This is a genomic window from Pseudomonas sp. Z8(2022) (assembly GCF_025837155.1).
Lineage (GTDB): Bacteria > Pseudomonadota > Gammaproteobacteria > Pseudomonadales > Pseudomonadaceae > Aquipseudomonas.
This window is the reverse complement of record NZ_CP107549.1, coordinates 491,727-503,962: the sequence shown is the minus strand read 5'-3', so window position 1 is coordinate 503,962 and position 12,236 is coordinate 491,727. Positions and strand designations below refer to the sequence as shown.

The following is a 12,236-nucleotide window of genomic DNA, read 5'->3' as shown; positions in this document are numbered from 1 at the left end:
AACGAGCACCGAGTCTACCCGGCTACCCACCAGCTGCGCATGACGGGCATCGCGAAACAGCCAGGCGATACGCAGCGCCAGCAGATGCCCGGCACGCGCCTCCTCGCGCAGACCGACATGCCCGCTCATGCCCGGTACCACAGGCGCATGAAACCCAGCGCCAGCACCAGGCCGACCTGGCCCAGCGCCGCGCAGAGGGACAGGAACGAGCGCAGCGTGCCGTTGCTCGTCGCGTTCTGGATACCGGTCAGGGCGCTCCAGAATCCCTCCGACAGCAGCATCAGGCTGAGGCTGGCGAGCGGTTTGCCGGTCAGCAGCAGGCCGTCGATCAGGTTGAACCAGCCAAAGAACATCAGACCGATAAGGATCATCACCGCTACCACCAGACCGAGGCCAAGGCAGGCGGAAAACTGCATGAGAAGACGCATGGGATTATCTCCACAAAGGCGGCGCGGCCAGCGCCGCGCCGATCAGATTCAGGCTGCGGTGCGACCGACGCCGTACCAGTCCAGCTTGCGGGTCAGCACCATCACGCTGCCGAGCACGCCGAACACCAGCAACGAGCCCATCAGCAGGGCGTAGTCCTCGGCGCTGAGCAGGCCGTAGAGCATGGCGTATAGCGCCGCCAGCAAGGCGCCGAAGCCCAGGCCGCGCTGCCAGCTGTGCAGCACGAAGCTGACGTAGAAGCCGATCAGGCCCACGCAGGCACTGGCAGACAGGAGGTAGGCCAGAGCGAACTCGAGGTGTTCGGAGAGCGACAGCAACAGCAGGTAGAACAGCGCCAGCGACAGCCCCACCAGGGCGTACTGCACCGGGTGCACGGCCAGGCGCTTGAGCACCTCGAAGAGAAAGAAGGTGGCAAAGGTCAGGGCGATGAACAGCAGCGCGTATTTGATCGCGCGATCGGTCTTCAGGTACTGATCCACCGGGTCGACGAAGCTGACCCCGAAGTTGCGACCGAACAGCCCCTGGCAGCGATCACCACCCACGCAGTCACGCAATGCTTCTTCCAGGTTGGTGGCGAAGAAGCTGGTCTGCCATTCGGCAGTGAAACCCGCGGCGCCGATCTCGCGACTGCTCGGCAGGTACTCACCAACGAAGCTCGGGTGCGGCCAGTCGGAAGTCAGCCTGACCCGGCTGTCACGCCCTACCGGCACCACAGAGAGCTGCTCGGTGCCCTGCAGTTTGAGGTCGAAGGCGAACTCCAGCGTCTGTCCGCCCTGGTTGTCCAGCGCCGGGATCGGTGCATGCACGCCGGCGCCGAACTTATCGTCGGCGCTACCCGGAGCGAAGCTCAGGGTCTGGCCGTTCAGGCGCAGTTGCAGGTCGTTGCTGATACCACGGATATCGCTGATGCCGACCGAGAGGAAGGGTTTTTCGAAGCGGTAGAAACCCAGCTCGTCACCCAGCCCGAGGCGCGCCGGCAGGCGAAACTGACCGCTGACCTGGCTGTCGCTGCGGTAAAGGCGCGCCTCGTAAATCCCGCGGGAACGCAGCTCGGTACCGACATGGCCTTCGACCACGAAGCGCTCCGGCAGGAAATACAGACGGCCGCGACGCTGACGCTCCTCGCTGTAGCGCTCGCCGGTCTTCTCGTTGGTTTTCCACTCGTGAGTGGTCTTGATGTAGGGCAGCACCAGGATCGGTCCGGTGATCTGCTGGCGGTAGCTGGAGCTGCGCGCAATATCCTGCAGCACCTCGTGGCGTAGGCCCTGACGCTCGTCGACCAGGCCATCGATCATCAGCAGGGGAATCATCAGTAGCAGGATCAGCAGGGCAATGGCGCCCAGCTTGAAGCCCAGGGAACGGCTCATGGTACGGCTCTCCGTAGCGAGTGAAGGTACGGCAGAGTCTGGGCAGCGAAGGTGGGAGCCGTATGGGGCGAGCGTGGAGATTGTGTGGTGTAGTGGTCTACTAACCCCAGACACCCATTTAGGGCGAGAATGCTCGCCATACAGAGGTGTTCGATGAGCAGACAACGACGTACCTTCACCCCGACTTTCAAGCGAGAGGCTGCCAGCCTGGTGCTCGACCAAGGCTACAGCTGTCCCGAGGCCGCCAGATCTCTCGATGTAGGTGAGAGCTTATTGCGCCGCTGGGTTACCCAGTTGCAGCTGGAGCGCGGGGGCGTTACGCCCACTGCCAAGGCGCTCACACCGGAGCAGCAGACCATTCAGGAGCTTCAGGCCCGTATCAACCGGCTGGAGCTTGAGAAGAAAATATTAAAGGAGGCCACTGCGCTCTTGATGGCCGAGGAACACGGGCGCAGACGTTGAAGTCGATTCGGCAGTTGGTAAAGCACTACCCTGTTCAACTGTTGTGTTCAGTCTTCGAGCTACCCCGGTCTTGTTATTACGCCCACTTGGCCCGGCGGCGTCATATCGATGTCCGCCGAGTGAACCTACGCAGTCGTGTCAACGAGCTGTTCAACCAAAGTCGTGGCTCAGCGGGCAGTCGCAGTCTGGTTGCCATGCTGCGGGATGAAGGCGTTAACGTCGGGCGTTTCAGAGTCAGAAGATTGATGAAGGAACAAGGACTGATCAGCAAACAGCCCGGTTCTCATGCGTACAAGAAGGCCACGGTCGAGCGCCCCGACATTCCCAATGTGCTTGATCGCAAGTTCACCGTGGCTGCGCCAAACAAGGTCTGGTGTGGCGACATCACGTATATCTGGGCAGAGGGTCGATGGAGCTATCTGGCGGCGGTCTTGGACTTGTACAGCCGCAGAGTGGTGGGTTGGGCGATGTCCGCCAAGCCTGATGCGGAACTGGTCGTCAAAGCGCTCGACAGGGCTTACGAGATGCGTGGCAGACCACAAGGCGTGCTGTTTCACAGCGACCAGGGCAGCCAATATGGCAGCCGGGGTTTCCGCCAACGGCTCTGGCGCTATCGGATGATTCAGAGCATGAGCCGAAGGGGAAATTGTTACGACAATTCGCCCATGGAGCGGCTGTTTCGTAGCCTGAAAACGGAGTGGGTGCCGACAGTGGGTTACATGACGACAGCGTTGGCCGAGCAGGACATCGGCCGCTACCTCATGCAGCGGTACAACTGGATAAGGCCGCATCAGCACAACGGCTTCGTACCGCCGGCGGTTGCGGAAGAAAAACTCAATTCTGTGTCCGGGAATTGTTGACCACTACAGTGGAGAATGGGTGAAAAGATAGGGCGCCGATTCAGGGCGCCCTTTCTAACTGCGATGCGGCATAAGACTGCTCCCGCGTGGCGGATGACCGGCTCAGCTGATACGGCTGGCACCAACGCGGTCGGCGCCGTCTTCTGCTACACGGTTCAGGCCAACGCGATCTGCACCACCTTCGGCTACGCGGTTCGGACCAACACGATCTGCACCACCTTCGGCTACGCGGTTCGGACCAACGCGATCTGCGCCACCTTCGGCTACGCGGTTCGGACCAACGCGATCAGCGCCGTCTTCGGCAATGCGGAAGCGCTCCAGAGTACGCTCGGCGCCACCTTCGGCGACACGATTGATACCAACACGATCAGCGCCATCTTCAGCGACCACCGGAGCCGCGGACTGTTGAGCGGTAATCTGCGGCAGAGCGAATGCACTGGCGGACAGGGTGGCAATGACGAGGCTGGCGAGAATGTGCTTTTTCATGTTCGTTCTCCTGAAGAGGGGGGCAAGTAACTGGCTACGGTTGTCATGTTACGCACGCCCCGGAACGGCAAAAGACACATCTCGGGATAGTGACCATCGACGCTGTCGATACCTGAAAAAACGCTTTCCAATCAGTCGGATAGCCGTCACCGACGACCAGGCGACAGCAACTCCGTCTACTGCCCAGCGGGCGAACGGCACTGGCATCTGTATAAAAAACCAGTAAAAATTCGCCACATGCTCGCCCTCGACGCTCCCGAACTCTATTACCTGGCCAACTTCCGCAAGGCTCTCGACTGGCTCGACGTCCATCACCGCGAGCTGATGGACGATGCCGAGCGCGCCTTCGTCGAGGACTTTATCCAGCTGCCGTTGCCCGCCCAGGCGCTGCTGGTACGCCTGGTGATGCGCAAGGGCGTGCACTTTCGTCTCAGCAAGCTGCGCTACGCCGAGATCGGCGACATTCCCGGCGCAGCGGCACCCTTGCTGGAGCGGAACTGGCTGATCGACTGCGCCGCCCTGAGCTTCGATGAACTCGGCGCCCTGCTGCTCAAGGACGAACTGGCCGCGCACTTCTCCAACCAGCTGCCGCGCAGCAACCTGAAGAAAAGCGAACTGCTCGATCACCTGCGCGAGCTGCATGGCGAACCCCGCAGCCTGGCCGACTGGTGCCCGCAACTGGACGATCGCCTGCTGAGCCTGGCCATCGGCTCGCTGTGCGACCGCCTGCGCCTGATGTTCTTCGGCAACCTGGCGCAGGACTGGTCGGAGTTCGTGCTGGCCGACCTGGGGATATTCCGCTACGAACAGGTGCCGATCACCCCGGGCTCGCGCGGTTTTCGCCACCGCCAGGACGTGGACGACTACCTTCACCTGCGCGCCTGTCGCGAGGCTAGCGAGACCGGCCTGCCGGTCAGCGAAGTGCTGCTGCTGCTCGGCGATTTCAGCAGCGACAACCCGCATATAGACGAGCGCCACCAGCGCCTTCTGCTGCAACTGGCGCAGCATCTGGAGCGCGCAGGTGAACTGGAGTCGGCACTGGCGCTGTACCGCGACACCCGTGCAGTGGGCTCGCGGCAACGGCAGATCCGTGTGCTGGAGCGCCTCGGCCAGGACGCCCAGGCGCTGACCATGGCCGAACAGGTGATTGCGGCGCCACACAATGCCGAGGAAGCGCAACTGGCCGAACGCGCCCGAACACGTCTGCGCAAGCGCCTCGGCCTGGCGCCGGCAGCCAAGGCGGCAAAGCTCCGCGAGGATCGCCTCGACCTGCGCCTGCCACGCGCCGCCAGTGTCGAGCTGGCCGTGGCCGCCCACCTGGCCGAACCTGATGCGCCCGTGCATTACGTGGAGAACACGCTGATCTGCGGGCTGTTCGGCCTGCTCTGCTGGGAGGCGATCTTCGCCCCGCTGCCCGGCGCCTTCTTCCACCCCTTCCACAGCGGCCCGGTGGATCTGCACCGCGCCGACTTCCATGCGCGGCGCGCTCCATTGTTCGCCGCGTGCCTGGCACGTCTGGAAGACGGCAGCTACATCGAAGCCATGCGTCGTACCCATGCCGAAAAATTCGGCATCCAGTCGCCCTTCGTGTTCTGGGAGCTGCTCGACGCCGAGCGCCTGGAACAGGCCCTGAGCTGTCTGCCGCCCGCCCACCTGGACGCCTGGTTCCGCCGCCTGCTGGCCGATATCCGCGAGAACCGCGCCGGCATGCCCGACTTGATCCAGTTCTGGCCGGCCGAGGGCCGCTACCGGATGATCGAAGTGAAAGGTCCCGGCGACCGCCTGCAGGACAACCAGAAACGCTGGCTGGCGTTCTGTGCCGAGCACGGCATGCCGGTCAGCGTCTGCTACGTGGAGTGGAGCGATTGAGCCTGCGCGTCGCCGTGCGCGAACTGTGCGAGTTCACCGCCAAGGAAGGTGACCTCGACCTGCGCTTTACCCCCTCGCCCACCGCCGCCGAAGGCATGGCCGGGCACGCCACCGTGGTCGCCCGACGTGGCCCGGATTACCTCTCCGAGCTGCCGCTTGTCGTCGAGTTCGAAGGGCTGACGGTCAGCGGCCGCGCCGATGGCTTCGACCCGGAATATCGCCTGCTGGAAGAGATCAAGACCCACCGCGGCGATATCTCGCGCATCCCGGCCAACCATCGTCTGCTGCACTGGGCGCAGGTCAGGATCTACGGCTGGCTGCTGTGCCAGCAACTGGAACTCGATGAGCTGGACCTGGCGGTGGTCTACTTCAACGTCATCACCCAGGAGGAAACGGTGTTCCGCGAGCGCCATAGCGCGGCCTCGCTGGGCGAGTTCTTCGCCCTGCACTGCCGCCGCTATATCGACTGGGCGCGGCAGGAACAGGCGCACCAGCAGGCGCGCAACCAGGCGCTGGAAAACCTGAGCTTCCCCTACGGCGAATTCCGCCATGGCCAGCGGCAACTGGCCGAGGCCGTGTACCGCGCCGCCCGCGACGGCCACTACCTGCTGGCGCAGGCCACCACCGGCATCGGCAAGACCCTCGGCACCCTGTTCCCGCAACTCAAGGCCATGCCCGGCCAGCAGCTCGACCGCCTGTTCTTCCTCAGCGCCAAGACGCCCGGCCGGCGCCTGGCACTCGATGCCCTGCAACGCCTGCGCGAACCGGAAACGCCGCTGCGCGTGCTGGAGCACGTCGCCCGCGACAAGGCTTGCGAGCACCCGAGCAAAGCCTGCCATGGCGACTCCTGCCCGCTGGCCAGGGGTTTCTACGACCGCCTGCCGGCAGCGCGCAGTGCCGCGCTCAAGGAACGCTGGCTGGATCAGCAGGCCGTGCGCAACATCGCTATCGCCCATGGCGTGTGCCCCTACTACCTGAGCCAGGAGCTGTGCCGCTGGAGCGACGTGGTGGTGTGCGACTACAACTACTACTTCGACCTCGGCGCCCTGCTGCACAGCCTCACCCTGATCAACCAGTGGCGCGTCTGCCTGCTGGTGGACGAGGCGCACAATCTGGTCGATCGCGGGCGCGGCATGTACAGCGCCGAACTGGATCAGGCGCGCTTCAAGGCCATGTGCCGCGACGCACCGAAGCGACTGAGGAGCGTGCTGGAACGGGTCGACCGTCACTGGGATCAACTGCACCGCGAGCAGCAGGTGCCCTATCAGGTCTACCCGCTGGCGCCGGACCTGCTGCTCGTCGCATTGGGCAAGGCAGTCAGCGCCATCACCGACCTGCTCACCGATCAGCCCGAAGGCAATGCCGGCGAGCTGCTCAGCTTCTATCTCGACGCCATGCTGTTCTGCCGCCTGGCGGAAAGCTTCGGCCCGCACTCGCTGTTCGATATCAGCCGCGTCGAGGTCGGCAACGGGCGCAGCCATTCCACCCTGTGCATCCGCAATATCCTGCCGGCACCCTTTCTCGGCCCGCGCTTCGAGGACGCCCACAGCGCCACGCTGTTCTCCGCCACCCTCAGCCCCAGCCACTACTACCTCGACCTGCTCGGCCTGCCTATCGAGACCCAGTGCCTGGACGTCGCCTCGCCGTTCAGTGCCGAACAGCTGCACGTACAGGTGGTGCGCAACCTGTCCACCCGCTACCAGCATCGCGACGCCTCGCTCACGCCGATCTGCCAGTTGATGGCGCTCCAGTACGCCGAGCGCCCGGGCAACTACCTGGCCTTCTTCAGCAGCTATCAGTATCTGGAACAGGTGCTGCAGCAGCTGCGCCGCGATTACCCGCAGATACCGGTGTGGACACAGTCGCGGCAGATGGACGAGGCGGCCCGCCAGGGCTTTATCGAACGCTTCCAGATCGGCGGGCGCGGCATCGGCTTCGCCGTGCTCGGCGGGGTATTCGGCGAAGGCGTGGACCTGCCCGGCGAGCGCCTGATCGGCGCCTTCGTCGCCACCCTCGGCCTGGCCCAGCTCAACCCGATCAACGAAGAAATCCGCCAGCGCATGGACGCCCTGTTCGGCAATGGCTACGACTACACCTACCTCTACCCCGGCCTGCAGAAAGTGGTGCAGGCCGCTGGCCGGGTGATCCGCACGCCGGAAGACCAGGGCGTGCTCTACCTGATCGACGACCGCTTCGCCCGCCCCGAAGTACGCAAACTGCTGCCGAGCTGGTGGCAGGTGGAGCTGATGCGTCTACAAGTCCACGCCCCTGCACTGGAACCGCTACCCAACCTGTAGGAGCGGATTTATCCGCGATCCCTGATGCCTGTTTAGCGATACCCCGGCAGTTGGAAGATCGCCGGATGGACATCGCGAGACAGCACTTACCCGCGGTTATCCGACATGGTGTATAAACTGCAAAACACCCCACCGCCTCGCTGCAGACCGCGAGATAGAGAAGGACCTCGAAATGACCAAGAAGGTTATCCACCAAAACAGCCCGCTGGTTATGCACCATTTGGTGTCTATTTATAGTTAGCGGCATATATGAATTTCCACGTATCAGAAAAATACAAACGTAGCGGCAAGCGAAAAGCAATATTCGCCGCACTACTGGTGGTTGGCATAATTTCAGGTGCTGTCTGGATGCTCATTGTCAGTGAGAGTATGTATCACAAAATACTATCTGTGGTTACGGCCTTACTGCTCATAAAGCATTTATCCAGCGCATATAAAAACATAAAAAATCACGATTCATCCTACCCAACCGTAGCCATAACTGAGTCTGAAAACAAAATCGATATATCTCACAAGGGCTCGGTTGTGAGCATGCCGTTATCGGATATAGAAAGCCTTAGAATTCAGAGCATAAAAGGCAATGTTAAATCCCTGCTACTAACCACTAAGGAAACTCTGAAGAAGACTTCCTGATTTTGGCAAAATAACCGGACTCTACCCGCCGAGTATCCCGATGAAGCAGATGACCTTCGCCGACGCCGAGTACGCCGGCAAGCGCAAGCAGACCCGCAAGGAATTGTTCCTAATCGAGATGGATCAGGTGGTGCCGTGGAAGGGGCTGCTTGCCTTGATCGAGCCGCACTACCCAAAGGGTGAAGGTGGTCGTCCGGCCTACCCGTTGATGGCGATGCTGCGTGTGCACCTGATGCAGAACTGGTTCGGTTACAGCGATCCGGCGATGGAAGAAGCGCTGTACGAGACGACGATCCTGCGTCAGTTCGCTGGGCTAAGCCTGGAGCGCATTCCCGACGAAACCACCATCCTCAACTTCCGTCGTCTGCTGGAGAAACATGAACTGGCGGCCGGCATCCTTGGCGTGATCAATGGCTACCTGGGAGATCGTGGTCTGTCGCTGCGCCAAGGCACCATCGTCGATGCCACGCTGATCCATGCTCCCAGTTCGACGAAGAACAAGGACGGCAAGCGCGACCCGGAAATGCACCAGACCAAGAAGGGCAACCAGTATTACTTCGGTATGAAGGCTCACATCGGGGTCGATGTAGAGTCGGGATTGGTACACAGCGTGGTCGGTACGGCAGCCAATGTTGCAGACGTTACTCAGGTCGACAAACTGCTGCACGGCCAAGAAAACATGGTTGCTGCCGATGCGGGTTACATCGGCGTCGAGAAGCGGCCCGAGCATGAAGGACGCGAAGTCATCTGGCAGATTGCGGCGCGCCGTAGCACGTATAAGAAGCTGGGCAAGAGCAACCCGCTCTACAAAGCCAAGCGCAAGATTGAGAAAGCCAAGGCCCAGGTGCGCGCCAAGGTAGAACACCCGTTCCGGGTGATCAAGAAGCAGTTTGGTCATGTGAAAACGCGCTTCCGAGGCCTGGCGAAGAACACGGCTCAGCTGATGACCTTGTTTGCCCTATCGAATCTGTGGATGGCGCGCGGACATTTGCTGACTAGGTTCTGTACGAAAAGTACTGTCGTAGGCACCGCAGCGTGCAAGCCAGCGTGACCATTGCGGCAAAACTTCTTGCCAGCTTGTCGTAGCGAGTGCCGATTCTGCGGCTCTCCTTCAGCCAGCCGAACATCCGCTCGATAATGTTGCGCTGTCGGTATTTCGGGCGGTCGAACAGCCTTGGTAGTCCCGGCTTGGGCTTGCGTTTCATGGTTCGCAGCGGAATCACAGGCTGCATCCGGTAACGGTCGCAGTACTGACGCAAGTGCTCGGCATCGTAGCCCTTGTCTGCCAACAGCCAGCGGCAGCGCTTGCGAGGTCGGCCTGGCTTGCCGGGGATACGAACCTGATCCAGGAGTGCCTGAGCATTCGAGATGTCGCTGGCCTGGCCCGGCGACAGCAAAAAGCGCAGAGGCACGCCGTTGGCATCGCAGAGCATATGAATCTTGGTGGTCAGGCCACCTCGGCTACGTCCCAACGCATGGTCTACCGGCTCTTCTGGCCCCCCTTTTTCCCGGCGCCAGAAGAGGCTCGGGTTGCTCGTACCGCTGTCGAGTCGATCATCCAGGTATCCAGATCAATCAGTCCTTCCTGATTCAATCGAATCTGCAAACGCTCAAGAACTTGGTCGAACGTACCGTCATCCCGCCAGTCACGAAACCGTTGATACACCGTCGACCATGGGCCAAACCGCTCTGGCAGGTCACGCCAAGCTGCGCCTGAGCACAGGATCCAGAGGAGGCCGTTGAGCATCAGCCGGTCATCACTGCGAGGTCGCCCCATTTTCTGCTCGGGGGAAACCAGATCCGCGATCAGCTCCCAAGCTGCATCCGGGAGTTCGTAACGCTTTGCCATGCGGGCCTCCAGCCGGTCATGGCGCCGATTCTACCCGTTCGGACTTTTCGTACAGAACCTAGCGCAGGAGAGGTGCGCCTGTAATGTGGGGAATGGCCGCTACGAGGTGCTCGTGACGGCCAAAAACGGTGAGCTGAGCGGGCAACCTGACCGTTTTTGATTGGTTGGTGCGTTCAAAATCGGCAGAGGCCGAAGTCGACACGGAAATGTAGGGCTACTTCAGACCATCCCTAAATCTTTCAGCAATCTGCGTTTTGAAGGATATGAGAATTTAGCAGAAATGGCTGAGCTTCTTAAAAAATATACGCCGACAAGAAAAATCAAAAATGCCACGTGGTATCACCGCTAACAACTGGTTCAAACCGTTCGCTTCGCTCACTGGGACGGACTAAAGCCCGCCCCTTAACCAAACGTTAGCAAGTAGCCCGGACAAGCCCCAACGGTGGATGAAAAAGCGTCATCCACCCTACGGTGAATCGTGGCGTAGGGTGGACAACGCGAAGCTTGTCCACCGTGGCTGGCTTGCGCGTTGCTCATCCCCTCTACGCGGGCAACGCCAGCCGTACTTCCACGCCGCCTTCGACGTTACCGATCTGCAACTCGCCGCCATGCAGCTCTATCACTTCCTGCACGAAGTTCAGGCCCAGGCCGGTGCTCTTGCGGCCACCATTGGGGCGCGGCAGGGAGTAGAAGCGTTCGGTCAGACGTGCCAGGGCGTAGTCGGGGATGGCTTCGCCCTGATTGAACAGACGCAACACGATGCGCTCGCCGTGGCGTTCGGCGGCGATGCGGATGCGTCCGCCAGGTGGGGTGAAGTCGAGGGCGTTGTCCAGCAGATTGGCCAGCGCCTGGCGTAGCAGGAAGCGTTCGCCACGCAGGTTGATGCCTGATGGCAGCGTCTGTTCGATATGCAGATTGGCGGCGGTGATGCGCGCCTGCTGCGCTTGCAGCAGTTCGTCCACCAGTGGCGCCAGCGGCACTGTCACGCGCTCTTCCAGGCCCTGGCGCTGTTCCACCTGGGCCAGGTGCAGCAGGCGTTCGATGAGGTTCTGCAGGCGCGCGCTTTCCTGCTGGATATTGGCCACGAAACGCTGGCGTTGCTCGGCTGGCATATCGCCGTCGAGCAGTTCAGCGGCGCCACGGATGGCCGCCAACGGGCTCTTCAGTTCGTGAGTCAGGGTGTGTACGTAGCGCTCGACGTAGGCCTTGCCTTCCAGTTCGGTACGCATACGCTCGACCGCCTGGGCCAGTTGCGCGAGTTCACCACCGCGCACTTTCGGCGCCTCGGCGCGCTGGCCTTCACTGACCGCCTGGGCGTAGCGGGTGAGCTTGCCCAGCGCGGCGCTCAGCCACCAGGACAGCGCCGCGCCGATCAGCAGGCCAAGGCCGATCAGCCCGGCACCGAGCCAGCTCAGACGGTTCTGCGAGCGTTCGATATAGGGTAGTAAGGTTCGGTTGGGCTTGGCCACCGAAACCACGCCGATGATGCGCTCGCCGTCCCGGATCGGCGCTGCCACGTACATCACCGACGAATCCGGATCGTCCGCGACCTCGCGGGTCGAGCGGGCGCCGTACTGGCCGCGCAAGGTCAGCAGCACGTCGTTCCAGCGCGAATAGTCCTGGCCCACCGCTAAGCCAGTGGAGTCGAGCAGGACGATGCCCTGGGCATCGGTGACGTAGATGCGGTGGTTGACCTCGGCCTTGGTCAGCCCCCAGATGCTTGCCTGCGGCTGGCGCCGGCCATAGGCCTCCAGTGCCTCGTGCAGGCGGCCCTGGCCGAGGGTGCCGGCCTTGACCTCGTCACGCAGGATCTCGGCCAGCAGGTTGGCGGTGTCGACCAGAGTTTCCTCGGTGCTCTGACGCACGCCGGGGCGGATTTCGTCCATCACCGTGCTCAGCACGAACCAGCCGGCCAGACCGACAAAGAGGAAGTAGACCAGGAATATGCGCACACCGAGCGGCATGG

At 61.9% G+C, this 12,236-nt stretch carries 9 protein-coding genes; 4 read left to right on the top strand and 5 right to left on the bottom strand.

The window, feature by feature from the left end:
- Nucleotides 1-125: 125 nt before the first annotated feature.
- Both OEG79_RS02335 and creD read right to left on the bottom strand, forming a co-directional pair.
- A complete protein-coding gene (locus OEG79_RS02335; protein ID WP_264147281.1) occupies nt 126-428 on the bottom strand; it encodes a hypothetical protein in 303 nt (100 codons plus the stop codon).
- Nucleotides 429-476: 48 nt separating this feature from the next.
- Nucleotides 477-1,814: a cell envelope integrity protein CreD gene (creD, locus tag OEG79_RS02330; RefSeq protein ID WP_264147280.1), complete on the bottom strand. Its 1,338-nt coding sequence runs from the start codon at nt 1,812-1,814 to the stop codon at nt 477-479.
- Between the two features lie 153 nt (nt 1,815-1,967).
- Between creD and OEG79_RS02325 the strand changes: the two genes are divergently transcribed.
- A protein-coding gene (locus tag OEG79_RS02325) for an IS3 family transposase (RefSeq protein ID WP_264145293.1) occupies nt 1,968-3,136 on the top strand; the annotation gives its coding sequence in 2 pieces (ribosomal slippage) (nt 1,968-2,229 and nt 2,229-3,136; 1,170 coding nt in all).
- 102 nt (nt 3,137-3,238) lie between these two features.
- On the opposite strand, the gene OEG79_RS02320 is transcribed toward OEG79_RS02325, so the two are convergent.
- On the bottom strand, nt 3,239-3,622 hold the full coding sequence (locus tag OEG79_RS02320) for a phage infection protein (RefSeq protein ID WP_264147279.1): 384 nt from the start codon (nt 3,620-3,622) through the stop codon (nt 3,239-3,241).
- A gap of 237 nt (nt 3,623-3,859) precedes the next feature.
- On the opposite strand from OEG79_RS02320, the gene OEG79_RS02315 reads away from it, so the two are divergent.
- The 3 genes from OEG79_RS02315 to OEG79_RS02305 all read left to right on the top strand — a co-directional run bounded on the left by OEG79_RS02315 (nt 3,860) and on the right by OEG79_RS02305 (nt 9,472).
- Nucleotides 3,860-5,491, top strand: coding sequence for a VRR-NUC domain-containing protein (locus OEG79_RS02315; RefSeq protein WP_264147278.1), 1,632 nt, complete (start codon nt 3,860-3,862; stop codon nt 5,489-5,491).
- The gene (locus OEG79_RS02310; protein WP_264147277.1) at nt 5,488-7,788 is read left to right on the top strand and encodes an ATP-dependent DNA helicase; all 2,301 of its coding nucleotides are present in this window, start codon (nt 5,488-5,490) and stop codon (nt 7,786-7,788) included. The genes OEG79_RS02315 and OEG79_RS02310 overlap by 4 nt, the downstream gene beginning before the upstream one ends.
- Nucleotides 7,789-8,461: 673 nt before the next feature.
- Entirely contained in the window at nt 8,462-9,472 is a 1,011-nt protein-coding gene (locus tag OEG79_RS02305; RefSeq protein ID WP_264147276.1) for an IS5 family transposase, read from the top strand.
- Here OEG79_RS02305 and OEG79_RS02300 read toward each other — a convergent pair.
- Both OEG79_RS02300 and creC read right to left on the bottom strand, forming a co-directional pair.
- Nucleotides 9,417-10,270 (bottom strand): IS5 family transposase gene (locus tag OEG79_RS02300; RefSeq protein ID WP_264145361.1). Its coding sequence is split into 2 segments (ribosomal slippage): nt 9,417-9,928 and nt 9,928-10,270, totalling 855 coding nucleotides; the frame shifts between segments, so codons are not numbered across the junction. The two genes, OEG79_RS02305 and OEG79_RS02300, sit on opposite strands and share 56 nt — an antisense overlap.
- A gap of 542 nt (nt 10,271-10,812) precedes the next feature.
- On the bottom strand, nt 10,813-12,234 hold the full coding sequence (gene creC / locus OEG79_RS02295) for a two-component system sensor histidine kinase CreC (protein WP_264147275.1): 1,422 nt from the start codon (nt 12,232-12,234) through the stop codon (nt 10,813-10,815).
- Nucleotides 12,235-12,236: the final 2 nt, after the last annotated feature.

Excerpts from the sequence above, each read along its gene's own strand:
- OEG79_RS02335 (WP_264147281.1), bottom strand. The coding sequence starts at position 428 with ATGCGTCTTCTCATGCAGTTTTCCGCCTGCCTTGGCCTCGGTCTGGTG.
- creD (WP_264147280.1), bottom strand. The coding sequence starts at position 1,814 with ATGAGCCGTTCCCTGGGCTTCAAGCTGGGCGCCATTGCCCTGCTGATC.
- OEG79_RS02320 (WP_264147279.1), bottom strand. The coding sequence starts at position 3,622 with ATGAAAAAGCACATTCTCGCCAGCCTCGTCATTGCCACCCTGTCCGCC.
- OEG79_RS02315 (WP_264147278.1), top strand. The coding sequence starts at position 3,860 with ATGCTCGCCCTCGACGCTCCCGAACTCTATTACCTGGCCAACTTCCGC.
- OEG79_RS02305 (WP_264147276.1), top strand. The coding sequence starts at position 8,462 with ATGAAGCAGATGACCTTCGCCGACGCCGAGTACGCCGGCAAGCGCAAG.
- creC (WP_264147275.1), bottom strand. The coding sequence starts at position 12,234 with ATGCCGCTCGGTGTGCGCATATTCCTGGTCTACTTCCTCTTTGTCGGT.